Raw genomic sequence first — 24,470 nt, 5'->3', positions numbered from 1 at the left:
TCACTCCTTTACTACTGCCTGAAATGCATTTTCCAAATCAGCGATTAAATCCTGACTATCTTCAATACCCACAGAAACACGCAACAATGAATCCGTAATACCCGCTTCTGCTCTTGCCTGTGCTGACATTCCCGCATGAGTCATGGTAGCAGTATGGGAAATCAACGTTTCCACGCCTCCCAATGATTCCGCCAAAGTAAATAATTTCAACTCAGACAGAAAACAACGTATTGCCGATTCATTGCCATCTAACTCAAAACTTATCATTGCACCAAAACCGGACTGTTGCTTACAGGCAATTTCATGCCCTGGATGATCTTTCAAAGCAGGATAAAAAAGTTTCTTCACTAGCGGTTGTTGTTGAAGATAATTCACAATCTCCCGCGCATTATTTTGCTGTAAAAGGATCCGTGGCGATAAAGTACGCATCCCACGCAACAGAAGATAACTATCAAACGCCGCACCGGTCACACCAATATTATTCGCCCACCAGGCAAGCTCCGTCGCGATATCTTCATCCTTTGCAATAATGGCTCCGGCAATAACATCAGAATGTCCGTTAAGATATTTAGTACAGGAATGAACAACCAGATCTGCCCCCAATGCCAGCGGTTTTTGTAATACAGGACTCAGGAAAGTGTTATCGACAATCACTGTCGCACCGACCTCATGGGAAAGCTGGCATATATGGGCAATATCCACGATACGCAATAAAGGATTACTTGGCGTTTCAATTAATACCAACTTTGGCTTTCTGGACAATACCTGTTTTAACGCCTGTTCATCACTCTGATCGATAAAAGCCACTTCATAAGCACCGCGTTTACTCTGGCTGTCAAACAAGCGGTAGCTGCCACCATAACAGTCATGAGGAGCAACCAACAGATCGCCCGGCTTAAGAAAAACCGTGCATAACAGGTGAATCGCTGACATACCGCTGCTGGTCATAACAGCACCGACTCCCCCCTCCAGTTCAGCCAATACCCTCTGCACCATATCGCGGCCTGGATTACCCCTCCGGGAATAATCATGTGTTCTCGGCTGATTAAAATCTGTAAAATTATATGTACTGGAAAGATAAATAGGCGGAACAACACAGCCATACTGCTCATCATTATTCAGCCCACTGCGAACTGCTATTGTTGCCTGTTTGCGTGTCATATCAGTCACCACTGCCTGTCATAAATTCGAGTCAGGGAAGAATACCCGCCACCACAATAGACGTCAATACATCTAGACATCCAAACCTCTTTACGGTTAGATTAAGTAATGGGATAATTATCCATTACAACTATGCTGCTTTTATTATTAGTAGTCATTAGTTTATCGCATATACTATAACTGTATAATTGATAAGGAAATCACGATAAAATGGCAATATTTTGCAACGAAAGCGGGTTCTGTTATCCGGCTTACTTTTATGATTTCACGACTATTTAAGGTACCCCATGGCCGAGTGGAACGGTGAATATGTCAGCCCTTATGCTGAACATGGCAAAAAAAGCGAACAAGTGAAGAAAATCACAGTTTCAATTCCTTTGAAAGTGTTGAGGATCCTCACTGATGAGCGCACCCGCCGCCAGGTAAATAACCTGCGTCACGCGACTAACAGTGAATTGCTGTGTGAAGCATTCCTGCATGCATTTACCGGGCAACCACTGCCCGATGACGCTGATTTACGCAAAGAGCGTAATGACGAAATCCCAGAGGCTGCCAAAGGGATCATGCGGGAATTAGGCATTGATCCCGATACCTGGGAATATTGATAGTGGTATAAGGAACCTCCTGCAAAGCTCAGGGGGTTTTTACTATATTAAAATACAGAATGACCGATTTAAATACAAAACGCCCGATGCAAAACATCGGGCGTTTGTTCGTACCAGCTGATCTGCTTTATAAGCAGACCCAATTTGGCAATTACTTGCCAACACCTGGAACGTTGAAACGTTTGTTGAAACGATCAACACGACCACCGGTAGCAACATCACGTTGTTTACCAGTATAGAATGGGTGGCATTGGCCACATACGTCCAGGTTCAGAGCGTGATTAACGGTAGATTTGATCTGCATTACATTACCGCAAGAACAAGTTGCAGTAACTGCTTCATATTTAGGATGAATATCTTTTTTCATGGGATAACCTCTGTTAAGGCCGTGTCGCTATCCAGCCCTGTTGCCGCCAGACACCACACGTCGTGTTGATAAAATAAGTTTGGTATCTTTTGTACCAAAGGCGGCGGATCATACAGAATATCTACCTATCCCGCAATGAAATCCGCTCATGGTCTGTGATACTCTATAATCAATTTTTTATTATACTCTGACTTACTCATTGATCTTATGGAATAATTTTATGGCTGTTGTTCAGGTTGCCCTGCCTATCCCCCTTGCCCGCTCTTTTGATTATCTGTTGCCCACAGAAACTCAATTACCTGTTGCAGGGATGCGGGTAATCGTCCCATTTGGCAACCGCAAGGCAATTGGCATCGTCACCGGAACCACTGATAGTAGTGATATTCCAGCAGAACAACTGAAATCAATAGAATCTATTCTCGATACTCACTCCCTGTTTTCAGAAGATCTCTGGCAATTATTACTCTGGGCATCCAGCTATTACCATTATCCCATTGGAGAAGTGCTGTTCCATGCATTGCCGATACTGCTTCGTCAAGGAAAGCCCGCTGAATCTGCCCCGCTCTGGCAATGGCAACTGACTTCGGCGGGAGCTGAAATACCCTTGGCGCAATTGAAACGTTCACCTAAGCAGCAACAGGTGCTGGCAACACTACGCAGAAAAGCGATATATCGCCATCAGATTACAGAATTGGAATTAAGCGAAAGTGCCTTCCTGTCACTCAAAAAGAAGTCACTTATTGATTTATACCCAGTGCAACCTGAATCTCAGAACTGGCGGAGTCACTTCCAAATCACCGGCGAACGCCTGAAATTAAATACGGAACAAGCCACAGCAGTTGGTGCTATCCGTGCGGAGGACCAGCAATTTTCTCCCTGGTTACTAGCCGGTATTACCGGATCAGGTAAAACAGAAGTTTATCTCAGTGTACTGGAAAATATTCTGGCGCAAGGTAAACAAGCGCTGATACTTGTACCGGAAATTGGCCTGACACCACAAACAATCCGTCGTTTCAGAGAACGCTTTAATGCTCCGGTTGATGTTCTTCATTCAGCCCTGAATGATAGTGAACGCCTTGCTGTATGGTTACGGGCACAACGTGGTGAGAACGCAATTGTCATCGGCACACGTTCAGCTTTATTTACCCCTTTTACCTGCCTTGGCGTCATCATTATCGATGAAGAACACGACAGTTCTTACAAACAACAGGAGGGCTGGCGTTACCATGCTCGTGATTTAGCGGTATTCAGAGCAAAAAAAGAGAATATCCCGGTGATTATGGGCTCTGCGACGCCGGCACTGGAGACACTTTATAATGTGCAACAGGGCAAATACTGCCAACTAACATTATCCAAACGAGCAGGTCATGCCCAGCCAGCAACTCAACATCTGTTGGATTTAAAAGGCTTGCCACTCAAATCCGGGTTATCTCAACCACTGATAAAGTGCATTGAAGAGCACCTGCAAGCCGATAATCAGGTAATACTGTTTCTCAACCGCCGTGGTTACTCACCTGCTCTGCTCTGCCATGAATGTGGCTGGATTGCAGAATGCCAACGCTGTGACCATTATTACACCTTGCATCAACACCATCGTCAGTTGCGTTGCCATCATTGTGACAGCCAACGCCCGGTTCCGCGTCAGTGTCCACAATGCGGTTCTACTCATCTTCAACCTGTTGGCCTTGGCACAGAGCAACTTGAAGACGGTATTACAGCATTGTTCCCTGATGTACCGGTTACCCGCATTGACCGGGATACCACCAGCCGCAAAGGAACACTGGAACAACAACTGGCCGACATTCATGCCGGTGGTGCCCGTATACTGATTGGTACCCAAATGCTGGCAAAAGGCCACCATTTCTCTGATGTCACACTGGTCGCTTTGCTGGATGTTGACGGTGCCCTGTTCTCAGCAGATTTCCGGGCAGCAGAACGCTTCGCACAACTTTATACGCAAGTTTCTGGTCGGGCCGGCCGGGCAGGTAAACGGGGAGAAGTGGTTCTCCAAACTCATCATCCTGACCATCCGTTACTGCAAATTTTACTGAATAAAGGTTATGACGCCTTCGCGACTCAGGCGATGGATGAACGCCAAAGTGTATTTCTGCCGCCATTTACCAGCCATATTATCTTGCGATCAGAAGATCACGATAATCAGCAAGCACCCGCTTTTTTACAGCACTTGCGTCTGCTTTTTGAAAATCATCCTCTGCGTGATAATAACCTATGGATCATGGGGCCGGTTCCCGCATTACAGGCCAAAAGAAGTGGTCGTTATCGCTGGCAACTATTGATTCAACATCCATCCAGAATTTTTTTACAAAAAATCATGACGATGGTTTATCCACAAATAATGGCTCTGCCACAAACCCGGAAAGTAAAATGGAATATTGATGTTGATCCAACGGATGGTTAGTGATTAATCACCTTTATTTTAAAACATATAACTTTATCAGATTAAACATACTTCTATTTGCGACTGAGTAAAATCACCCTGAGTCATCCTTAATCAATAAAAAATTATTCACTAATTTGCGAGCTATATCGAATAAATGATTTATATCACACTTTTTTGCAAACTAAGGAATAAACGAATTTGCCAAACTGTTTAGAATGGTCCCTTAATAACATTGTCATCACCTTAAACCAAATGTCGTGACTTGCTTAACGTCACTGACGGTTTCCCGGCAACCAGAAAATGACAATCGTTTAACTAATCAGTCAGGAAATGAGGAGTGAGTTTTGGAGCAGAAAAAGAATGGCACCTCCGCAACGATGAAAGATGTCGCTGAAGTGGCTGGCGTTTCTACCGCAACAGTATCAAGAACACTCATGAATCCAGAAAAAGTTTCTTCCCAGACACGACAAAAAGTGGAACAAGCTGTACTGGCTGTGGGTTATTACCCAAATAATTTATCCCGTAATCTTAAACGCAGTGAGTCGAAAACGGTTTTAATCATCGTGCCGAATATCAGTGATCCCTTTTTCACTGATGTGATTTGCGGTATTGAAGAGACAGCAACGCAACAGGGTTATCTGGTTTTAATCGGTGATTGTCAACATCAGCAAAAACAGCAACACGCATTTCTCAACCTGATTGTCACCAAACAAATTGATGGCCTATTGCTGCTTGGCTCCAATATCCCATTTGACGCCAGCAAAGAAGAACAAAAAAACCTGCCACCCATGGTCATGGCAAACGAATTTGCACCCGAGCTGGAACTGCCGACTATTCACATTGATAACCTGACCGCAGCATTCAATGCCACTTATTACCTGCAAACACTGGGGCATAAACACATTGGCTGTATCTCCGGGCCGGAAGATATCCTGCTTTGCCGCTACCGCCTTCAAGGATATATTCAGGCATTGCGTCGCTCTGGCGGGACAATCCGTGAAGATTATATCGTCCAGGGTAACTTTACCCATGAAAGTGGCGCAAAGCTGACCAAACAGCTGATGTCTCTGCCAGAACCCCCAACCGCCATTTTCTGCCACAGCGATGTAATGGCGGTTGGTGTTATGTGGCAGGCTAAAAGAATGGGCTTAAGAATACCGCAAGATTTATCAATCATCGGGTTCGACAACTTAAGTCTGTCCATGTATAGCGATCCGCCATTGACTACCGTTGGACAGCCCCGTTATGAGATTGGTCAAAAAGCGATGCTACTGTTACTAGATCAAATCCAAGGCCATACAACATCTGGCGGTTCCCAATTACTGGAATCTGAATTAATCATTCGGCAAAGCACCTGTTCGCCTAAAAGCTAGGCAAATAACTCCAGGTTAAGTAACATGTCGTTTATTTTCTTTTATTTAAATAACTCAGCGAATTAGACAGTGGCACAACGAGATTATGTGAGTCGCGGGCGTTCAAACACCCGCCGTAAAAACACCGATAAGAAAAAATACCCGTCCCAGGGTCTGCCAAAAACCACTCTGGCAGTCGCGGTAGCATTGGTCGTTATCTTTATTGGCGGCCTTTACTTTATTACCCACAATGGACAAGAAAGCGCGCCAGACGTACTACCAAAACATCCTCAGCAAAATAATGGCTTACCACCAAAACCAGAAGAGCGCTGGCGCTATATCAAAGAATTGGAAAATCGCCCTGTTGGTATCGCGACGCCACGTGAGCCATCATCCGGCAAGCAGACAAATTCACGCATTCCGCTGACCGCAGAACAACGGCAGTTACTTGAACAAATGCAGGCAGATATGCGTCAACCCGCGACCTCACTGCCAGAAATTCCATACAATGGCGTTCAAGTACCACGTTCACAAGTGATCATCAAACCATCAGAAGAGACGCAACAACCGCTGGAAACAAGACCACAGCCACAACCTCAGCCAACATTGCCACAACAAAAAATACAAACTCAGCCAGTTCAGCCGCAGACACCACCACCGGCTGAAACTAACAAGCCTCAACCAGCAGAAAATGCACAACGTATGATTTTGCAATGTGGTTCATTCCGCAATATGGACCAGGCTGAATCCGTACGCGCCAGCCTGGCATTTTCGGGTATTGAAAGCCAAATCATAACAGGAGACGGCTGGCATCGTGTCGTTCTTGGCCCTTACAGTAAAAGCACCGCAGGAAAAATGCAGGAACGCCTGAAAGGCGCTGGCGTACCCGGTTGTATTCTCCGTGTTACTGGGGGTTGAAAAATGATAATTCTCCCCCATTTATACTGCTAGCACTGTGCACACGGTATTTTCGATAGCCATATACACTGTCGAAAGTACCGTGCGTCACATTTATCTATTTTGTAACCAAGGGCTTACTCGTGACTACAATCGTAAGTGTTCGCCGTAACGGCCAAGTCGTAATCGGTGGTGATGGACAGGCAACGATGGGTAATACCGTCATGAAAGGCAATGTCCGCAAAGTTCGCCGCCTCTATAATGACAAAGTAATCGCGGGTTTTGCTGGCGGTACAGCAGACGCTTTTACTCTGTTTGAACTGTTTGAACGTAAACTTGAAATGCATCAAGGGCATCTGACCAAGGCAGCCGTTGAACTTGCCAAAGACTGGCGGACCGACCGCATGCTGCGCAAACTGGAAGCGTTGCTGGCAGTCGCAGATGAAAATACCTCCCTGATCGTTACAGGTAACGGCGATGTCATTCAGCCGGAAAATGACCTGATTGCCATTGGCTCCGGTGGTCCATACGCGCAGTCCGCTGCACGGGCAATGCTGGAAAATACCGATCTCAGTGCCAGAGAAATTGCAGAAAAAGCACTGACAATTGCCGGTGATATCTGTATTTACACCAACCATAATCACAACTTCGAAGAACTTCCTTCAAAAGCGTAAGGGTAGATAGTATGTCTGAAATGACTCCACGCGAAATTGTCAGCGAACTTGACAACCATATCATTGGTCAGGACAAAGCGAAACGCGCTGTAGCTATCGCACTCCGTAACCGCTGGCGTCGTATGCAGCTGAATGAAATGCTGCGTTATGAAGTGACGCCTAAAAATATTCTGATGATTGGCCCAACAGGTGTCGGTAAAACCGAAATCGCCCGTCGGCTGGCAAAACTGGCAAACGCGCCATTCATCAAAGTTGAAGCGACAAAATTCACCGAAGTTGGCTATGTTGGTAAAGAAGTCGATTCTATCATCCGTGATTTGACCGATGCGGCGGTTAAAATGGTTCGTCTGCAATCCATTGAAAAAAACCGTTACCGGGCTGAAGAACTGGCAGAAGAACGCATTCTGGATGTCTTGATCCCACCGGCAAAAAATAACTGGGGACAAGCAGAGACGCAATCTGAACCCTCAGCCGCTCGTCAGGCATTCCGTAAGAAGTTACGTGAAGGTCAACTTGATGATAAAGAAATCGAGATCGATATTGCTACCACACCAGTGGGCGTAGAGATCATGGCACCTCCTGGCATGGAAGAGATGACTAATCAGTTGCAATCCATGTTCCAGAACCTTGCCGGTCAGAAACATAAATCCCGTAAGCTGAAAATCAAAGATGCTTTCAAACTGCTGGTGGAAGAAGAAGCCGCTAAACTGGTTAACCCAGAAGAATTGAAACAACAGGCCATTGATTCGGTTGAACAGCACGGTATCGTCTTCATTGATGAAATCGACAAAATCTGTAAACGCGGCCAGACTTCCGGCCCTGATGTTTCCCGTGAAGGTGTTCAGCGTGACCTATTGCCACTGGTGGAAGGCTGTACGGTATCCACCAAACACGGCATGGTAAAAACAGACCATATCCTGTTTATCGCCTCCGGCGCATTCCAGGTTTCCAGCCCTTCTGATCTGATCCCTGAATTACAAGGGCGTCTACCGATCCGTGTAGAATTACAGGCATTAACCACAGAAGATTTTGAGCGTATTCTGACTGAACCCAATGCATCCCTGACGGAACAGTACAAAGCACTGATGGCAACAGAAGGAATGAATATCAGCTTCACCGCTGATGGCATTCGCAAAATCGCTGAATCAGCATGGCAGGTAAACGAATCAACTGAAAATATCGGTGCGCGTCGCTTGCATACTGTCCTTGAGCGACTGATGGAAGATATCTCTTTTGACGCCAGCGAACGTCCTGGCCAATCAGTTGATATCAATGCTGATTACGTCAAAGAACATTTAGATGAGCTGGTTGCAGATGAAGATCTGAGCCGATTTATCCTATAATCGGAATATACGATTCCTTATCCGCTATAATTATTGATGGGAGGCAAGCCTCCCATTTATTTTTTATAATATTTAAAGGAGTAAGTTAACGTAGAAATGAACTCACCAACTCCCATCAATCAAACTCAAGCATGGCTGGAAAGTTTACGCCCTAAAACGCTGCCACTCGCCCTTGCAGCCATTATTACCGGCTCCTCCCTTGCCATCTGGACAGGACATTTCAAGCTGCCTGTTGCCTTACTGGCTCTGTTAACAGCGGCTATATTGCAAATTCTGTCCAATCTCGCCAATGATTACGGCGATGTTGTCAAAGGAAGTGATACCGAAAAACGTATCGGGCCGCTGCGCGGTATGCAAAAAGGCGTTATCACCGCCTCGCAGATGAAAAAAGCGCTAAAGATTACGGTGCTGCTGGCTTGTCTGTCTGGAATTGCTCTCATTACCGTTGCCTGTGAAGAACCCAGGGACATATTAGGTTTTCTGGTCCTTGGTCTGCTGGCAATTGTTGCTGCAATTACCTATACAGTCGGCGCAAAACCCTATGGCTATATAGGGCTTGGCGATATTTCCGTACTGATATTCTTTGGCTGGTTAAGTGTTGCCGGGGCTTATTATCTTCAAGCAGGTTTTTTTGACTCGATTGTCATGCTGCCGGCAACCGCCTGTGGTCTTCTTTCCGCTGCTGTTTTAAATATTAATAACTTACGTGATATTGAAGATGACAAACGGAATGGCAAAAACACCCTTGCTGTCCGTCTCGGCCCCCAAAAAGCCCGCTACTATCATGCCAGTCTCATCATCGGAGCAATCCTCTGCTTAAGCTTATTTACCATACAAAATCTGCCAGGCTGGTCCGGTTGGCTGTTCCTGCTCGCGTTGCCTTTGTTGATCAAACACATGTGGTATGTGCTTAACGAACCCACACCAGAAAGTATGCGCCCAATGCTGGAACACATGGTTAAAGCAGCATTGCTGACTAACATTCTGTTTTCGGCTGGACTTATTCTTAGTTATTGATGATTTTGCTAACATCAGCCTGAAAGGGATATACTTACTGTTCCATACCTTAACCAGACGTAAATCCTATGAAATATGATACTTCCGAGCTTTGTGACATCTATCAAGAAGAAGTAAATGTGGTAGAGCCTATGTTCTCTAATTTTGGTGGGCGTACTTCATTTGGTGGTCAAATCATCACAGTTAAATGTTTTGAAGACAACGGGTTGATTTATGACCTGCTTGAAGACAACGGTCACGGCCGTATTTTACTGATAGATGGTGGTGGTTCTGTACGTCAGGCATTGATTGACGCAGAACTGGCACAACTCGCTGTGCAAAATGGATGGGAAGGCATTGTCGTTTACGGTGCGGTACGTCAGGTTGACCAGCTGGCAGAGCTCGACCTTGGTATTCAGGCTATCGCGGCCATCCCTGCTGGCTGTCGTGATGAAGGAACCGGAGCAAGCGATATCCGGGTAAATTTCGGTGGTGTAACCTTCTTCTCTGGCGATTATCTGTATGCTGACAATACCGGTATCATTCTATCCGAAGAGCCACTGGCACTTGATGACAGCGAAGATGAAGAGATCATCTAACGACAGCGTATAAAATCAAGGGCGATTTTTTGGATCGCCCTTTTTTGTCTGCCGGCAATTTGTAATTACTGAACATCTTCCATTTTGCCTAACAAGGCACGCAAACGCTCCTGCCATACTAGCTGCTCTTGTTTTAATTGCTCATTCTCATGAACCAGAGACTCACGGCTACTGGCTGCGGTTTCAATTTCCTGAGACAAAGACTTATTTTTTTCTTTTAATTCTTCAATTTCCATTTGTAGCAGGGTAATAGTATCAATCGCCTGCTGAACCTTGGCTTCCAGCTTTTCAAAAACTTCAAATGACATTCTCGGTTCCCCCTTATAAGCAATCGCCTGATTGTATGTAGCCGAAGCGCCTCTGTCTAGCAACATCCCCAACACATGCGAAATAACTATCAAATAAAAACGACAAAGTGTCTCACACTTTAATTTTTAGCAAAACGCCAGAAAAATGCGGAACTGCTCATTTTGTTGACACAACACACACATTTCAATTTCGCTATTTCTCGTTTCCGCGCATTAACGATAAATTTACAGAACCTTCCTTTCAATACTGAAAGGCGAAAATAATAATTACCACTCTAAAATCTTCTTCGTAGGATAGAACATATGAGCCAAACTACTAGCACGACATTAACCGGACAATGTATCGCTGAGTTTCTTGGTACCGCACTATTGGTTTTCTTTGGCGTAGGTTGTGTTGCCGCTGCCCGTATTGCCGGCGCACAACTGGGCTTGTGGGAAATCAGTATTATTTGGGGGATGGGTGTCGCATTGGCAGTTTATCTCACCGCCGGTGTTTCCGGTGGTCACCTTAACCCGGCGGTGACAATTGCCTTATGGCTGTTTGCCCGTTTTGAGGGCAAAAAAGTCATTCCTTTTATTATTGCCCAAATGATCGGTGGTTTTGTCGCTGCCGCTATCATCTACATGATGTACTACAGCGTATTCCTTGATTACGAGCAAGTACATAATATCGTTCGCGGCACCCCTGAAAGCCTGTTTACCGCAGGAGTATTCTCCACTTACCCGATGGCATCACTGTCTATTTCTCAAGCATTTATGGTAGAAGTCATCATTGCCGCAGCGCTGGTGTGTCTGATTCTGTCACTGACTGACGATGGTAACGGTGTTCCGCGCGGGCCTCTGGCTCCGTTACTGATTGGTATTCTGATTGCCGTTATTGGTGGCGCATTTGGCCCATTAACCGGTTTCGCCCTGAACCCGGCCCGTGACTTTGGCCCTAAACTCATTGCTTATCTGGCAGGTTGGGGAGATATCGCCCTGACGGGTGGACGTGAAATTCCTTACTGCCTGGTTACTCTGACCGCTCCGATTATCGGCGGTATTATAGGTGCATTCGGCTACCGCAAACTTATTGGTCGTCATTTGCCATCTGATGCCCACAAAACCAAAGACCAGAGCAAAAAGAAAGCCTAAAGTAGAGCATCACCAGAACAGGTTATTATCATGACAACAGAAAATATGATTGAGAAAAAATATATTGTCGCCCTTGATCAGGGAACAACCAGCTCCCGGGCAGTCATTCTTGATCACGACGCCAATATTATCTCTATTTCCCAAAGAGAATTTACTCAAATTTATCCTAAACCGGGCTGGGTCGAACATGATCCCATGGAAATCTGGGCAACCCAAAGCTCAACGTTGGTAGAAGTATTAGCGAAAGCGGATATTAGTTCTGATCAGATCGCCGGCATTGGGATTACCAACCAACGTGAAACAACGATTATTTGGGAAAAGAAAACCGGTAAACCCATCTACAATGCCATTGTTTGGCAATGTCGCCGTACCGCAGATGTCTGTACCAAACTGAAACAAAAAGAAGGTCTGGAAGAATATATTCGCCAGAACACAGGATTGGTCGTGGACCCTTACTTCTCTGGTACCAAAGTAAAATGGATTCTGGATCATGTTGAAGGTGCCCGTGAGCGGGCTGAAAAAGGCGAGCTACTGTTTGGTACTGTAGACACCTGGCTGGTATGGAAAATGACCCAGGGCCGTGTCCACGTTACGGACTACACCAACGCATCCCGTACGATGCTGTTCAATATTCACAATCTGGAGTGGGATCAACATATTCTTGATGAGTTACAAATCCCACGCGCCCTGTTACCCACCGTCCATGCATCTTCTGAGATTTATGGTCAGACCAATATCGGCGGTAAAGGCGGCACCCGGATCCCTATCGCTGGCATTGCGGGTGACCAACAGGCTGCTCTGTATGGTCAGCTTTGTGTCCAGCCCGGTATGGCGAAAAACACCTACGGAACAGGCTGTTTCCTGCTGATGAACACCGGTACAGATGCCGTGCGCTCCAACCACGGTTTGCTGACAACCATCGCCTGTGGTCCCCGCGGAGAAGTGAACTATGCACTTGAAGGTGCGGTTTTCGTTGGTGGTGCTTCTATTCAGTGGCTGCGTGATGAACTGAAACTCATTGCCGATGCTGCTGACTCCGAATACTTTGCCACTAAAGTTAAAAACAGTAACGGCGTGTATGTGGTTCCCGCTTTTACCGGTCTTGGCGCACCCTACTGGGACCCTTACGCCCGCGGTGCCATTTTCGGCCTGACCCGCGGGACAAACAGTAATCACATCATCCGTGCAACGCTGGAATCCATTGCCTATCAGACCCGTGATGTACTGGATGCTATGCAAGCGGATGCAGGTACCCGATTGCAAGCCCTGCGTGTAGACGGAGGTGCCGTTGCCAATAACTTCCTGATGCAATTCCAGTCAGATATCCTGGGTACCCGCGTAGAACGCCCTATAGTGCGTGAAAGTACTGCATTGGGCGCCGCATTCCTCGCAGGATTGGCTGTAGGCTACTGGCAAGATCTGGATGAAGTGAAAAGCAAAGCCACCATTGAAAAAGAATTCCGTCCGGGTATTGAAACCACCGAACGAAATTACAAATACAATGGCTGGAAAAAAGCGGTTGCCCGCGCGCAAGACTGGGAAGATAAAAGCTAAGATTTACTGACAGTAAAAATAAAGAAAGGGTGGAAAATTCCACCCTTTGAAATTCTATTTATTTCCTACCTTCAGAAATTTTCTTTTAAAACTGAATCGAACATTAAGATCTAGCATAAGACCTAATATCGACAGACCTTTTATTATCTCGTAGATAGAATCAGAATATTCCTTTGATAATTTATCTCCATATTTATAGATAAGATCTATAGCATGGCAAGCTGTTAGTTTTCTGAATTTTCTACTGAAATTCTTATTGGCTATTAAGATAACTTCGACTATTCGAACCAGATATTAAGAAAAACAAATTCATTCCCCTATGACACAGAATCGATAATAGTATTTATATCGATAGACTAAAATAACGGCATAAAAACAAACTGTTCCGGGGTTTCAGGATTAGGAGATAAGTTCCAATGGCAAACTGGATTACAGGAAAAGTTACACAAGTTATTCACTGGACGGATACCTTATTCAGCATCAGGATGCATGCACCAGTTGAAGAGTTTACCGCCGGTCAATTCGCTAAGCTGGCGCTGGAAATAGAGAATGAACGCGTTCAACGGGCCTACTCTTACGTTAATGCGCCGGCAGATAATAATCTTGAATTCTATTTAGTGACGGTTCCAGAAGGCAAACTCAGCCCACGGTTAGCCGCCCTGCAACCCGGTGATGATCTATTGGTTACAGAACAAGCCGCAGGATTTTTTATTCTTGATGAAATACCGGATTGCCAAACATTATGGATGCTTTCAACGGGGACAGCCATTGGCCCTTATCTGTCAATCCTTCAGCAAGGGGATTATCTGGACAGATTCGAGCACATCGTATTGGTGCATGCAGTCAGGCTAACACAAGATTTAAGCTATCTGCCCTTAATGGAACAATTAGTTCAGCGCTTCAACGGCAAATTACGAATTCAGACGATCGTCAGCCGCGAACAAAACCTTGGCTCATTGACTGGCCGTATCCCAACATTGATCGAAAATGGCGAACTTGAGGCGGCTGTCGGGCTGCCGATGAACAGCGACAACAGCCATATTATGCTATGCGGTAATCCCCAAATGGTGAAAGATACCCAACAACTGCTAAAAAAACAGCGAGGAATGGCAAAACACCTGCGCCGCAAACCAGGGCATATCACCAGCGAACAGTACTGGTAATTTCAATCATCTTTGGCAGAAATAAAATCCACTTTTTCTGCCCCTTCACCAAACCGGTTTGGCCCATCCGTGCCACGGAATACACCGCAATCAAGCACCATCATAACGATGATTAATGTGGGGATAAAACGGCCAATCCCCCATTGCCAGAATGGTTCCATTCCCCCCCAATCAGCGGCAATCAGCAACCCTGCCAGCAATAAAAGCAGCGACCAGCCTCCCCGCTTATTGCGATCATGTAAACGCTTCGCCATTATTGCCGCCACAGGATACATCACCAAAACCAGCGCAAAAACAGCATAACGCATGGTTAAAGAACTCATTCCCTGAATAGTAAAGATAACAAACACCAAAGCCAGACAAACACCGATACCAATCCAGAATTCCCGTCGCCCAATTCGCCCTTTAAATGAAAAACCCCATTGTTGTAATGTCATCTATTCTCTTCCAATCGTGTATTCTGTTTTTCGGTGCAGTTTAACCCAAGCGAGCGGCAACATGAAAATGGACGTTAATAAATTTCTGGCAATAACGTTAGTGGCAAGCAGCGCGGGCTTACCATTGGTAACCCATGCCGATACATCCAAAACAACTGGGCCCATAGCGCAAGCGGCCTACCTTATGCCAAATGCCCCCTCTTTTGATGAAACTATCCCGCGGTTTCGTGAAAAATATAATCGCCGCAACCCGGCATTACCATTACACGAATATCGGGTCATTACCGGCAAAGACATTTATCTGCCACTGACACGGGCAGCCAGCAAAATCAATGAGAAACTTTACTCCTCGGCGGTACTGGAACGGGGAAGTGAAAAAATCAAAAGTCTGCAACTGACATTACTGCTATCAGAAAATGAAACAGAAACTCAGAAAAATCAAATACTGACAGAGCAGTACATGATCGCGTTGATACGCCACTTTAATCCGACCCTTTCACAGGAGCAAAGCAAAGAAAATATTGATAATTTGCTGAAAAACAGCAAAAAATTGCCATTTTATAGCCACAACATCGGCGCCATTCGCTATATTGTGGTAAACGGTAGCGAAAAAACACTTACTTTTGCCATTGAACCGATTAAGCTGTCGTTATCTGGACCAGAAAACTAATCAAAATTAGTGATAAAAAGCAAAGCTATTGCTTGTAATGACCACTATACTGTGGACCACTGATCTAACGAATTGATCCTAAGAATGAATTTCATTCAATCCACTACTTAAAAATTTTCTGGTTGGAGGAAAAAACATGCGACATCCATTTGTTATGGGTAACTGGAAATTGAATGGCAGTACCCATATGGTCAACGAACTTATCACTGACCTGAGTAAAGAATTGAACCATGTTACTGGCTGTGAAATCGCTATCGCGCCACCAGCACTTTATCTCTCTCAGGCTAAACAAGCGCTGGTTGGCAGCCACATGGCTCTGGGCGCACAAGATGTTGACATCAACCTGTCTGGCGCATTTACCGGTGAAACTTCCGCTGAAATGCTGAAAGACATTGGCGCAGAATACATCATCATCGGCCACTCTGAGCGCCGTACTTACCACAAAGAAAGTGACGAATTCATTGCGAAGAAATTTGCCGTTCTTAAAGAACAAGGTCTGATCCCGGTTCTGTGTATCGGTGAAACTGAACAGGAAAATGAAGCTGGCCAAACTGAAACAGTATGCGCAAGACAAATTGATGCTGTTCTGAACACATTAGGTGTAGAAGCCTTCCACGATGCGGTCATCGCTTACGAACCCGTTTGGGCGATTGGTACCGGTAAATCAGCAACACCAGCGCAAGCTCAGGCTGTGCACAAATTTATTCGTGATCACATTGCGAAGAGAGACGCGGTAATCGCAGAACAAGTGATTATCCAGTACGGTGGTTCTGTGAACGCGGGTAACGCGGCTGAATTATTCACCCAGCCGGATATTGACGGAGCACTGGTTGGCGGCGCTTCCCTGAAAGCTGACGCTTTCGCTGTTATTGTAAAAGCCGCAGCAGCAGCTAAAAGAGCCTGATTAAAATTTTAGTGATAATTGTCCGCCGTACACCTACGGCGGTTATTCACTTCTGGCGTTGAATAATCTCATCAAATACACCGCCAGTCACAAAATGCACTTTTTGCGCTGTTCCCCAACCATCGAATACTTTATCGACCGTAAATAATGTTAATTCCGGGAAAATAGCCCGGTATTTATCGGCAATCGCTTTATCACGTGGGCGATAATAATTTTTAGCCGCTATCTCCTGCCCAACAGGAGAGTAAAGGTATTGCAGGTATTCCGTTGCCAACTGACGGCTACCACGTTTATCTGCCACCTTATCAACGACAGAAACCGTCGGTTCAGCAAGGATTGAAACGCTGGGTGTGACAATTTCGAATTTATCTTTATCCAGCTCATGAATAGCCAATAACGCTTCATTCTCCCAGGCAATTAAGACATCACCAATTCCACGTTCGACAAAAGTATTGGTCGCTCCTCTGGCACCGGAATCCAACACTTCAACATTCTGATAAAGCGCTTTAACAAATGCTTTGGCTTTACTCTGATCCTGATTATTATGCGCCAACCCATAACCCCACGCAGCCAGATAATTCCAGCGGGCACCACCTGATGTTTTTGGATTTGGTGTCACAACAGCAACACCTGGACGAATTAAATCCGGCCAGTCTTTAATTTGTTTTGGATTGCCTTTCCGCACCAGAAAAACAATTGTTGAAGTATAGGGGGCAGAATTATCGGGTAAACGCTTAATCCACCCTTTATCTATCCGACCACGCTCGGCAATGGCATCCACATCATAGGCCAGAGCCAGTGTCACCACATCTGCCTCAAGGCCATTGATGACAGACGTTGCCTGCTTACCGGAACCACCATGAGATTGCCGGATTGTCACTTTATCCCCTGTCTTCTGCTGCCAATAATCACTGAAAGCCTGATTATATTGCTGATATAACTCTCTGGTTGGATCATAGGAAACATTAAGAAGCTGAATATTTTTTGCCCATACACTGCTACTGGTCATCAACAATAACGCCAATGCCACACGCCATCTGACTCTCATTTGAATCTCTCCACAAACTGTTTTAACTGTTATGAAATTCAAGGCTGACAGAAAGCGTTATCACTCAGAAATAATTAAAAACATTTACTTATATGCAAGAGGAATATACTGAGGAGCAATTACAGCCTCCAAAGAGGCTGCAACAGATACAGATTTGCTTGTATTGACGTGATTAATACAGCTTTTTCGCAGTTTCCAGCCAATCCTGTTTAAACACACGTTTCATATTCTGCACTGCGTCAATGATGTCATGATGAACAAGTTTCTCGTTCTGGATACCAACACAACGACCACCATAACCTTCCAATAGCAATTGAATGGAATATGCCCCCATACGGGAAGCCAAAATACGGTCATAAGCGACCGGAGAACCACCACGCTGAATATGGCCTAAGACGGTTGCACGGGTTTCATGATGAGTCTCTTTTTCAATATGCCTCGCAAGTTCATAGACATCACAAACATGCTCAGTAATCGCAACGATCGCATGGCGTTTACCTTTATCGATACCCACTTTAATCTCAGCCACCAGTTCATCACGACTGAATGAGACTTCTGGCAAAACGATGAACTCACAACCTCCCGCGATAGCGGCTGACAGAGTAAGATCACCACAATAACGCCCCATCACTTCAACAATGGAAATACGTTTGTGGGAAGTTGAAGTATCACGCAAGCGGTCAATGGCTTCAACAACCGTTTCCAGTGCGGTGAAATAGCCGATGGTATAATCCGTACCCGCCACATCATTATCAATGGTACCCGGCAGACCGATACATGGGAAACCGGCTTCGGTCAGCATCTTCGCCCCAAGATAAGAACCATCACCGCCAATAACCACCAGTGCATCAAGACCGATTTTTCTCATGTTTTCAATAGCGATAGCACGAATCTTCTCATCCCTGAACTCAGGGAAACGGGCTGAACCCAGAAAAGTACCACCGCGGTTAATCATGTCGGATACACTGAAACGATCAAGTTTCTTCATGCGGTTTTCATACAAGCCAAGATAACCATCATGAATACCGAAAACCTCTAACCCTTCGGTTAATCCTGCACGAACCACACCACGAATAGCCGCATTCATACCCGGCGCATCACCGCCACTCGTTAAGACACCGATTCTTTTGATCTCGTTGATCATGATGACCTCTGAACTTGTAGATGTAATAATTGCAAACCCGCTAACGGCGGGCTTCGTATGCTATCACTTTGCCTGAAACAGAAATCTGCCTTCTTAACCTGTTATCGCCCAACGCACTGAAGCAATCATGCTGAATTGATTCAACCCTGCATATAATACGGTAAAAAACCAAGTCTGCATTAACAATAAATCCCTTTTTGAGATCAATTTAACTGAAAATAATTTCATTATAGCTCCTGCGACTCCTTACGCTGATCGGGAATACGCCTTATCCGCAATAAAAAAGAGGCCAGCACTGCGGCAATCCATACCACAGTGCTGATCAATCACCTTTAACTCTCATTCATTGCGCTGGTATCTTTCCATTACGTATAGAAATAGCGTGTCAGATGGAAAAATACTGGGGCGGCAAAACATAAAGAATCGATTCTGTCTAACATTCCGCCATGACCTTCAATCATTTCACCAAAATCTTTGATGCCACTATCGCGTTTTATCGCTGACATACACAAGCCGCCAATAAAGCCCATCAACGTAATCGCCAACGACATCAAACCCGCCTCCCACGGAGAAAATGGCGTTACCCAGTAAAGTGACATTCCCAATAAAACGGAAGCCAAAATGCCGCCGGCAAAACCTTCAACGGTTTTATTTGGGCTCAGTTTAGGCACAATAGGATGTTTGCCAAACAATTTACCAAACACATACTGCAAAACATCCGACATCTGCACCACAATCATTAAAAACAGTAGTAATTCGACGTTCTCCCCTTCATAACCTGGAATATCCAACATCAATAAAGCGGGAGCATGACTAATACAGAATACAGCAACTAACATTCCCCACTGTATTTTAGCTGTCCGCTCCAGAAAGTTCGTCGTATCTCCAGCCAATGCAATACGGGCAGGTAAAAATAGGAACACATAAACAGGAATGAAAATAGAAAACACGCCATACCACTCAATACCAACGGCAATGTATTGCAATGGCATGAAAATAAAGAAACACCAGAACATGGCTTCATGGTCACTGCGTCGTGTTGGTGTCAAAGTGAAAAATTCCCGCAAAGCAAAAAATGACATACTTGCAAATAATAAAACTGAACCGATTGGCCCAACAATGACGGACAACACACAAACAATGCACATTCCCCACCAACCGCGAATGCGAGCATTCAGATTCTCAATGGTCGGATGGCTTTCCGCTGAATACTTAGAGGCCAGCATTGCCCCAACAATACTGGCAATAATTAACGGCACAAACATACCGCCCAACAACAAAAGCAATTTATTATTAATGGTCATAGTATTAACGCCTCCAATGCCAAGCGAGCCCGCTGTAGAAAATCCGCTTTTTCCTCTTTTTCGCCTAATTTTTCCAAAGGTCGGCCAAATGTCGCCGAACAAATAACAGGAACAACAAGTGCTGAACCTTTTGGCAAAACTCGGTTTAAATTTTCCAGATAAACAGGAATAAGCTCAACCTCAGGGTATTTCTTGGCTAAATAATACAGACCACCTTTAAATTTATTGACTTGTTCGCCACTTCCCCGTGTCCCTTCAGGGAATAAGATCAAAGACTCCCCGCGCCTTAATACATCCTCCATTGGTATAAGCGTATTTTCTTTTAAACCGTCCTCCCCTTTGCGATCAATCAGGACAGATCGAAAAACTTTATTGATAAAATACCTGCGTAAACTCGTCTTACTCCAATAATCACGGGCAGCGACCGGATGCACCCGATAGCGTAATACTCGGGGAAATCCGGCCCAAATAACCAACCCATCCAAATGGCTAGTATGATTGGCATAATAAATCCGGGAAACGACCGATGGCTTACACCCAATCCAACGAATCCTCACTCCGGTTAATAAACGGCAAAGCCCGGACAGAAAAGAACCCATCCCTTTACTTACCAATGTCACTTCTTGTGATTTACTCATTACAAGCATCCTTCTCCTGTAATTCAGCCAATATGACTCGGGTTCGCCGAATACATGTCCAGAGACAACCCAGCGTGATAACGACTAATACCGCCAGCAAAAGATACTGGCCCCATAACGGAGATAAAAAGGCCGCGACAATTGCACCAACAGTCATTAACGCCATCCGATGCTGTTTAGCCATTGGGCCAAGGAAACGCTGAGGTAAACCACAAGTACCACCTAATAAACGAATATAAGCCGTCAGAACAGCCAATAATGCAGCAATACAGCCAAGAGAAATCGCAAATGGAAAAAGTGTTAAACCATATCCCAATCCAATCAAAATAAAAGAATCCGCGATACGATCGGGAAGATCATTAAAAACAGCGCCGGCAGCCGTCTTCAATCCTCCTTCAACAGCAACCATCCCATCTAATAAATTACACATTAACCTGGCTTGAATAGACAGCGCTCCAACAATCAACAAAACTGAAGTCAGCCAGAAAGGTTTGACCAAAAAACAAACCGCAAAACACAACCCAGCTAATACCGCAAAAACAACACTGGCAACCGATATGCCATTTGGTGTCACCCCTCTATATTGCAGCCACTTAGCCGTTTTCCCGACCCATATTGCATTACGTGTTTTGATCGGACGCCTATCTTTTACCTCATTACCAGACATATCATTTCCCTTCCAAAAAACAAATGAACAATCAAATCCACTTAAGTTAAATGAAATAAGATAAACAGGATTGGTTAGAATAACAACAATAAAAAAACCCGCCGAATCGGCGGGGGATACTCCGCTTCCTCGACCAGCGGTGGCGATTTTCTTTTAAAGGCAATTTACGTTATTAATCGGCATTCCTTCGCTGATTACCCTAGGAGGCGCGTTACTGCCGTAGCAGGTCCACCTCTAAAAGTATCAACAAATAAATATATTATTGTGGTAAATCAGTAATCTCATCAGGATAAGAAATGGCTAATGACACAGGATGAGTGGAGCCGACTTCTGCCAGCGATGTAGACGTTTACCCATATCGCTACAGAGATCGGTCACTCCGTATTGGTCAAAGGTGAAAGCCAGAAAGGCATTGCTGATCGGGTTTCACCGTCACACGGTTTTCTATACTATCCGGGATACCGATATTCTGATTGCGCGTATCCTTCATCAACAGATGAATCACCCCCGTTATCTTCTTTGAGCTGGCGGGGGCTACGTTGTGCTGTGCATCAAGCCAGCGTATCTGTCTCGTCCTGCGAGCTGCCATTGCTGATCGCAGTGCTTTGTTGCTCTTATTTCTTTCTGGAGAACAAGCATTTTATTGCAGGAGAAGTGAAAATAACACCCTAGCGGGGGATTAGACCGGGTTAATGAGGAAAATGGAGACATTATGATTCATAATGAAAGAAACAAACCCCGTTATTTTCAACGAAGTTTGTCAGCAGTTTGAAACCCCTCATATATGTATGAAGGGTTATAAGCCCTTTGCGGGAGAAATTTTTAACAAAGCCTTCATGGGGAATAATCATACTCTAGTTGATAGAATCCAAAAATCAACTTTCAGATTTACCGATAAGATTTGATGCGCCGATGATTTTGATTATTGCACGTTGTATCTTTTCAACATCTTCACACGTCAAATATTGCTGAAATCGTTCATAGCTAAAATAACGTGCTCAAGCACCAAAAATATTCGTTTTTAGTAACTGATATTCATGTCACTTCACCTTGCCAAAAAATTTATACACAAGCCATCTTTGCATAAATCAACCAGATTAAATAAAACATATAGCAATTAGATCTTTAATTATCACAAATATAGGTAGTTTCTGGGTAGCTACGATAACTGCTAACTTTTCTCTACACCAACCATAAGAACAAAAACATTCGTTTGTACAATCCCATTCTTCTGACCGATAGCTCAGTGGTTTATCCATTGCAAAAAGCTATTGCCAAATCTCCTCAAATGGCAATTAGTTAACGCAACCATTGTCTGCAAAATTTTTTGATATTTAACCATCACCTTAACAGATCTATCAATCCCACATACTGTAGGCTTTTTCATTTATCAAGGCCGAACAGGAAAGTACCCTCGATAAGTCACTATTGCAGTATCTGTTATCGCTGGGGTGGTTGAGTAGACCCCAACAACCCCAAACAACAATAAAAACAAGTTTTGTCACTGTCCGGCGTTATCTATTTTATTGAAGTTCCCGCTCAAGCAACTGAACTATGAACTGGTTCTTTGAGACTGCGTGTGATATTGCCACCGCAGTCAAGCGAGCTTCCAGCCAGCCAGGATAACGAAGAGTAAAAGATTTTAGCTTGTCCTCCTCCTTGAATGGGTTAATTCCCTCTTCCTCGCACGTTTCTATATATTCAGCCAGTGAGATTTGTCCCTCTTTTTCAAGCCCGTCAATACTGTTTGATACGAAATCACAATATCCGGTGACATCCAGAAACTTGCCGCGAAAGGCCCTAATTTCTGCTTCGTAGGTAACAGAAGCGGGATGGCCGTCGATAGTCATAATGTTGTTGCTTTTAATCATGTTCGACCCCTATTACATTTTCGAACCACTCACGAAGGCCATTTACTGCGCCTTTATCCATTACGTTACCAGGATGAGGTTGATGAGTCTGATGTTAGACAAGGTTTTATGTCAGCCGGTTTCCTCGTCAATTTTGGCACGCAGGCCCAGCGCACGAGCAGTTGCGTATGCGATAGACTCGTTATTTTTGACCATATCCCAACTGCGGAAGTCCGGCCAAAGCAATATCAGCTCACGCTGGTTAAAGTTGTTGCGGTAGTTGATAGCCTCTGAGATGGTCTTGCAGCCATAGGCGTTGACATAAGCCATTGCCCGCAGTTTCTGGGCAATACCCGCGAGAGCCGCCGCAACAGGTTGGGTATCGTGACCGGGTATACCTAGAATGGGTGCTTTTTGGCATTTCAAAAAATTCAACCTTTCGGTTCAATACCTCGTTCCCGTAGTTCCTTACGCAAAATCCGCTTGATCCATATAGCTGAAAAGGCCGACCTCATGACCTCATAAACCAGCACCCGCTCCAACCTAAATCGGAACGTTTATCTGCGCAAAAAGAGCTCAGAGAGTCCCAATTGTAGTGTTAGCCAAGTAAAACGTGTATAGACACTACACAACACGGAGTATAAAAAAACAATTTCAAGGATATTAAAACCCTAATTGTTCTACCACATGGTTAACTATGTGAATCCCTCTTTAGCTACGCTATCTGATGAAACTGGTATAGATAGAAAGTTATCAGCATATTGAGGAATATCTTCTTGGGATTCTTTTTATGAGAACACTTGGCTCTAATGATAACAAATGTGCTATATGAACAAATTCCACAACATCCAATCTTCTTTCACCATTCTCAACTTTCGCAATAAACGATTGAGGGCGATCTAGCGCTTGAGCTAAATTCTCTTGTGTGACTCCCTTTGCTATACGAGCCTCCCGGAGTGCTTTGATAACTACTTGATATTCATCAGAGTAAATTGAAACCATATATTCAATCCTAGGCTGTGTCCCTTAATGTAAGTTGATAGTATTATCATCTAATTAGTTTCAATATTGGAAAAAGATGATGGCCCGCTACGACATTCCTGATGACGCCTGGATATTGATAGAACCTTGTTTGCCCCCTGTACATTCAAAGCGAGCAGGACGTCCACATGTTGAACACCGCCGTGTGATGAATGGGATGTTCTGGGTGTTATGCTCAGGGGCACCGTGGCGCGATTTACCTGAACGCTATAG

Annotated in this window: 26 protein-coding genes and 3 pseudogenes; 16 read left to right on the top strand and 13 right to left on the bottom strand. The window is 44.8% G+C overall.

The window, feature by feature from the left end:
• Positions 1-1,161, bottom strand: a complete 1,161-nt coding sequence (gene metB, locus PTE_RS08080; RefSeq protein WP_036844907.1) for a cystathionine gamma-synthase — start codon at positions 1,159-1,161, stop codon at positions 1-3.
• A gap of 287 nt (positions 1,162-1,448) precedes the next feature.
• On the opposite strand from metB, the gene metJ reads away from it, so the two are divergent.
• Entirely contained in the window at positions 1,449-1,766 is a 318-nt protein-coding gene (gene metJ, locus PTE_RS08075; protein WP_021325403.1) for a met regulon transcriptional regulator MetJ, read from the top strand.
• Positions 1,767-1,917: 151 nt separating this feature from the next.
• Here metJ and rpmE read toward each other — a convergent pair whose 3' ends face one another.
• Entirely contained in the window at positions 1,918-2,133 is a 216-nt protein-coding gene (gene rpmE, locus PTE_RS08070) for a 50S ribosomal protein L31 (protein ID WP_036844905.1), read from the bottom strand.
• 220 nt (positions 2,134-2,353) lie between these two features.
• Between rpmE and priA the strand changes: the two genes are divergently transcribed.
• The 7 genes from priA to rraA all read left to right on the top strand — a co-directional run bounded on the left by priA (position 2,354) and on the right by rraA (position 10,395).
• A complete protein-coding gene (gene priA, locus PTE_RS08065) occupies positions 2,354-4,552 on the top strand; it encodes a primosomal protein N' (protein ID WP_036844903.1) in 2,199 nt (732 codons plus the stop codon).
• A gap of 326 nt (positions 4,553-4,878) precedes the next feature.
• Positions 4,879-5,907: a DNA-binding transcriptional regulator CytR gene (cytR, locus tag PTE_RS08060; RefSeq protein WP_036844901.1), complete on the top strand. Its 1,029-nt coding sequence runs from the start codon at positions 4,879-4,881 to the stop codon at positions 5,905-5,907.
• Between the two features lie 69 nt (positions 5,908-5,976).
• On the top strand, positions 5,977-6,804 hold the full coding sequence (ftsN, locus tag PTE_RS08055; RefSeq protein ID WP_036844899.1) for a cell division protein FtsN: 828 nt from the start codon (positions 5,977-5,979) through the stop codon (positions 6,802-6,804).
• 122 nt (positions 6,805-6,926) lie between these two features.
• On the top strand, positions 6,927-7,457 hold the full coding sequence (hslV, locus tag PTE_RS08050) for an ATP-dependent protease subunit HslV (protein WP_036844897.1): 531 nt from the start codon (positions 6,927-6,929) through the stop codon (positions 7,455-7,457).
• Between the two features lie 11 nt (positions 7,458-7,468).
• Positions 7,469-8,800 carry an ATP-dependent protease ATPase subunit HslU gene (gene hslU / locus PTE_RS08045; RefSeq protein WP_036844895.1) on the top strand — a complete coding sequence of 444 codons (1,332 nt, stop codon included), beginning with the start codon at positions 7,469-7,471 and terminating at the stop codon, positions 8,798-8,800.
• Between the two features lie 96 nt (positions 8,801-8,896).
• Positions 8,897-9,817, top strand: coding sequence for a 1,4-dihydroxy-2-naphthoate polyprenyltransferase (locus tag PTE_RS08040; RefSeq protein WP_036844892.1), 921 nt, complete (start codon positions 8,897-8,899; stop codon positions 9,815-9,817).
• Positions 9,818-9,885: 68 nt separating this feature from the next.
• Positions 9,886-10,395 (top strand): ribonuclease E activity regulator RraA, encoded by a 510-nt coding sequence (gene rraA, locus PTE_RS08035; protein ID WP_036844890.1) that lies wholly within the window; start codon positions 9,886-9,888, stop codon positions 10,393-10,395.
• A gap of 65 nt (positions 10,396-10,460) precedes the next feature.
• Here the strand turns inward: rraA and zapB are convergent, their stop codons facing one another.
• Complete coding sequence (gene zapB / locus PTE_RS08030; RefSeq protein WP_036844887.1) at positions 10,461-10,703, bottom strand: cell division protein ZapB; 243 nt, start codon at positions 10,701-10,703, stop codon at positions 10,461-10,463.
• Positions 10,704-11,006: 303 nt separating this feature from the next.
• On the opposite strand from zapB, the gene PTE_RS08025 reads away from it, so the two are divergent.
• From PTE_RS08025 to fpr, 3 genes are all read left to right on the top strand, one after another.
• Positions 11,007-11,837, top strand: a complete 831-nt coding sequence (locus tag PTE_RS08025; protein ID WP_036844885.1) for an MIP/aquaporin family protein — start codon at positions 11,007-11,009, stop codon at positions 11,835-11,837.
• 30 nt (positions 11,838-11,867) lie between these two features.
• Positions 11,868-13,391 carry a glycerol kinase GlpK gene (gene glpK, locus PTE_RS08020; RefSeq protein WP_036844882.1) on the top strand — a complete coding sequence of 508 codons (1,524 nt, stop codon included), beginning with the start codon at positions 11,868-11,870 and terminating at the stop codon, positions 13,389-13,391.
• A 416-nt stretch (positions 13,392-13,807) separates the two neighbouring features.
• Positions 13,808-14,554: a ferredoxin--NADP(+) reductase gene (fpr, locus tag PTE_RS08015; RefSeq protein ID WP_036844879.1), complete on the top strand. Its 747-nt coding sequence runs from the start codon at positions 13,808-13,810 to the stop codon at positions 14,552-14,554.
• Between the two features lie 2 nt (positions 14,555-14,556).
• On the opposite strand, the gene PTE_RS08010 is transcribed toward fpr, so the two are convergent.
• Positions 14,557-14,991, bottom strand: coding sequence for a DUF805 domain-containing protein (locus tag PTE_RS08010; protein WP_036844876.1), 435 nt, complete (start codon positions 14,989-14,991; stop codon positions 14,557-14,559).
• 67 nt (positions 14,992-15,058) lie between these two features.
• On the opposite strand from PTE_RS08010, the gene PTE_RS08005 reads away from it, so the two are divergent.
• Positions 15,059-15,661: a DUF1454 family protein gene (locus tag PTE_RS08005; RefSeq protein ID WP_198539196.1), complete on the top strand. Its 603-nt coding sequence runs from the start codon at positions 15,059-15,061 to the stop codon at positions 15,659-15,661.
• Positions 15,662-15,797: 136 nt separating this feature from the next.
• Positions 15,798-16,565 (top strand): triose-phosphate isomerase, encoded by a 768-nt coding sequence (gene tpiA, locus PTE_RS08000; protein WP_036844871.1) that lies wholly within the window; start codon positions 15,798-15,800, stop codon positions 16,563-16,565.
• 46 nt (positions 16,566-16,611) lie between these two features.
• Here the strand turns inward: tpiA and PTE_RS07995 are convergent, their stop codons facing one another.
• From PTE_RS07995 to PTE_RS07975, 5 genes are all read right to left on the bottom strand, one after another.
• On the bottom strand, positions 16,612-17,613 hold the full coding sequence (locus PTE_RS07995; protein WP_036844868.1) for a sulfate ABC transporter substrate-binding protein: 1,002 nt from the start codon (positions 17,611-17,613) through the stop codon (positions 16,612-16,614).
• A gap of 172 nt (positions 17,614-17,785) precedes the next feature.
• Complete coding sequence (gene pfkA / locus PTE_RS07990) at positions 17,786-18,757, bottom strand: 6-phosphofructokinase (RefSeq protein WP_036844867.1); 972 nt, start codon at positions 18,755-18,757, stop codon at positions 17,786-17,788.
• Between the two features lie 365 nt (positions 18,758-19,122).
• Entirely contained in the window at positions 19,123-20,061 is a 939-nt protein-coding gene (locus tag PTE_RS07985; RefSeq protein WP_036844865.1) for a phosphatidate cytidylyltransferase, read from the bottom strand.
• Positions 20,058-20,699 (bottom strand): lysophospholipid acyltransferase family protein, encoded by a 642-nt coding sequence (locus PTE_RS07980; RefSeq protein WP_036844863.1) that lies wholly within the window; start codon positions 20,697-20,699, stop codon positions 20,058-20,060. The genes PTE_RS07985 and PTE_RS07980 overlap by 4 nt, the downstream gene beginning before the upstream one ends.
• A complete protein-coding gene (locus PTE_RS07975) occupies positions 20,692-21,366 on the bottom strand; it encodes a CDP-alcohol phosphatidyltransferase family protein (RefSeq protein WP_036844860.1) in 675 nt (224 codons plus the stop codon). Before PTE_RS07975 ends, PTE_RS07980 begins: the two co-directional genes overlap by 8 nt.
• Positions 21,367-21,784: 418 nt before the next feature.
• On the opposite strand from PTE_RS07975, the pseudogene PTE_RS27215 reads away from it, so the two are divergent.
• Positions 21,785-21,889 (top strand): annotated as a pseudogene (locus PTE_RS27215) (type II toxin-antitoxin system RelE/ParE family toxin); the annotation flags it as partial.
• 199 nt (positions 21,890-22,088) lie between these two features.
• Positions 22,089-22,271 (top strand): hypothetical protein, encoded by a 183-nt coding sequence (locus PTE_RS07970; RefSeq protein WP_036844858.1) that lies wholly within the window; start codon positions 22,089-22,091, stop codon positions 22,269-22,271.
• Between the two features lie 618 nt (positions 22,272-22,889).
• Here the strand turns inward: PTE_RS07970 and PTE_RS07965 are convergent.
• The 4 genes and pseudogenes from PTE_RS07965 to PTE_RS07955 all read right to left on the bottom strand — a co-directional run bounded on the left by PTE_RS07965 (position 22,890) and on the right by PTE_RS07955 (position 24,218).
• A complete protein-coding gene (locus PTE_RS07965) occupies positions 22,890-23,237 on the bottom strand; it encodes a type II toxin-antitoxin system HicB family antitoxin (protein WP_036844856.1) in 348 nt (115 codons plus the stop codon).
• Positions 23,230-23,325 (bottom strand): annotated as a pseudogene (locus tag PTE_RS26415) (type II toxin-antitoxin system HicA family toxin); the annotation flags it as partial. The pseudogene PTE_RS26415 and the gene PTE_RS07965, both read right to left, overlap by 8 nt.
• Positions 23,326-23,351: 26 nt before the next feature.
• A pseudogene (locus PTE_RS07960) lies at positions 23,352-23,651 on the bottom strand (phage tail sheath subtilisin-like domain-containing protein); the annotation flags it as partial.
• Between the two features lie 318 nt (positions 23,652-23,969).
• Entirely contained in the window at positions 23,970-24,218 is a 249-nt protein-coding gene (locus PTE_RS07955; protein ID WP_036844852.1) for a helix-turn-helix domain-containing protein, read from the bottom strand.
• A 79-nt stretch (positions 24,219-24,297) separates the two neighbouring features.
• On the opposite strand from PTE_RS07955, the gene PTE_RS23525 reads away from it, so the two are divergent.
• Positions 24,298-24,470 (top strand): transposase (locus PTE_RS23525; protein WP_131601457.1); only part of this gene is annotated, 173 nt, incomplete at its 3' end.

It is taken from the genome of Photorhabdus khanii NC19 (genome assembly GCF_000517265.1).
GTDB lineage: Bacteria > Pseudomonadota > Gammaproteobacteria > Enterobacterales > Enterobacteriaceae > Photorhabdus > Photorhabdus khanii.
The sequence above is the reverse complement of the archived record's forward strand: the minus strand, read 5'-3'. Positions and strand labels throughout refer to the sequence as shown.

Excerpts from the sequence above, each read along its gene's own strand:
- metB (WP_036844907.1), bottom strand. The coding sequence starts at position 1,161 with ATGACACGCAAACAGGCAACAATAGCAGTTCGCAGTGGGCTGAATAAT.
- metJ (WP_021325403.1), top strand. The coding sequence starts at position 1,449 with ATGGCCGAGTGGAACGGTGAATATGTCAGCCCTTATGCTGAACATGGC.
- rpmE (WP_036844905.1), bottom strand. The coding sequence starts at position 2,133 with ATGAAAAAAGATATTCATCCTAAATATGAAGCAGTTACTGCAACTTGT.
- priA (WP_036844903.1), top strand. The coding sequence starts at position 2,354 with ATGGCTGTTGTTCAGGTTGCCCTGCCTATCCCCCTTGCCCGCTCTTTT.
- hslU (WP_036844895.1), top strand. The coding sequence starts at position 7,469 with ATGTCTGAAATGACTCCACGCGAAATTGTCAGCGAACTTGACAACCAT.
- PTE_RS08040 (WP_036844892.1), top strand. The coding sequence starts at position 8,897 with ATGAACTCACCAACTCCCATCAATCAAACTCAAGCATGGCTGGAAAGT.
- rraA (WP_036844890.1), top strand. The coding sequence starts at position 9,886 with ATGAAATATGATACTTCCGAGCTTTGTGACATCTATCAAGAAGAAGTA.
- zapB (WP_036844887.1), bottom strand. The coding sequence starts at position 10,703 with ATGTCATTTGAAGTTTTTGAAAAGCTGGAAGCCAAGGTTCAGCAGGCG.
- PTE_RS08025 (WP_036844885.1), top strand. The coding sequence starts at position 11,007 with ATGAGCCAAACTACTAGCACGACATTAACCGGACAATGTATCGCTGAG.
- glpK (WP_036844882.1), top strand. The coding sequence starts at position 11,868 with ATGACAACAGAAAATATGATTGAGAAAAAATATATTGTCGCCCTTGAT.
- fpr (WP_036844879.1), top strand. The coding sequence starts at position 13,808 with ATGGCAAACTGGATTACAGGAAAAGTTACACAAGTTATTCACTGGACG.
- PTE_RS08010 (WP_036844876.1), bottom strand. The coding sequence starts at position 14,991 with ATGACATTACAACAATGGGGTTTTTCATTTAAAGGGCGAATTGGGCGA.
- PTE_RS08005 (WP_198539196.1), top strand. The coding sequence starts at position 15,059 with ATGGACGTTAATAAATTTCTGGCAATAACGTTAGTGGCAAGCAGCGCG.
- tpiA (WP_036844871.1), top strand. The coding sequence starts at position 15,798 with ATGCGACATCCATTTGTTATGGGTAACTGGAAATTGAATGGCAGTACC.
- PTE_RS07995 (WP_036844868.1), bottom strand. The coding sequence starts at position 17,613 with ATGAGAGTCAGATGGCGTGTGGCATTGGCGTTATTGTTGATGACCAGT.
- pfkA (WP_036844867.1), bottom strand. The coding sequence starts at position 18,757 with ATGATCAACGAGATCAAAAGAATCGGTGTCTTAACGAGTGGCGGTGAT.
- PTE_RS07985 (WP_036844865.1), bottom strand. The coding sequence starts at position 20,061 with ATGACCATTAATAATAAATTGCTTTTGTTGTTGGGCGGTATGTTTGTG.
- PTE_RS07980 (WP_036844863.1), bottom strand. The coding sequence starts at position 20,699 with ATGAGTAAATCACAAGAAGTGACATTGGTAAGTAAAGGGATGGGTTCT.
- PTE_RS07975 (WP_036844860.1), bottom strand. The coding sequence starts at position 21,366 with ATGTCTGGTAATGAGGTAAAAGATAGGCGTCCGATCAAAACACGTAAT.
- PTE_RS07970 (WP_036844858.1), top strand. The coding sequence starts at position 22,089 with ATGAAAGAAACAAACCCCGTTATTTTCAACGAAGTTTGTCAGCAGTTT.
- PTE_RS07965 (WP_036844856.1), bottom strand. The coding sequence starts at position 23,237 with ATGATTAAAAGCAACAACATTATGACTATCGACGGCCATCCCGCTTCT.
- PTE_RS07955 (WP_036844852.1), bottom strand. The coding sequence starts at position 24,218 with ATGGTTTCAATTTACTCTGATGAATATCAAGTAGTTATCAAAGCACTC.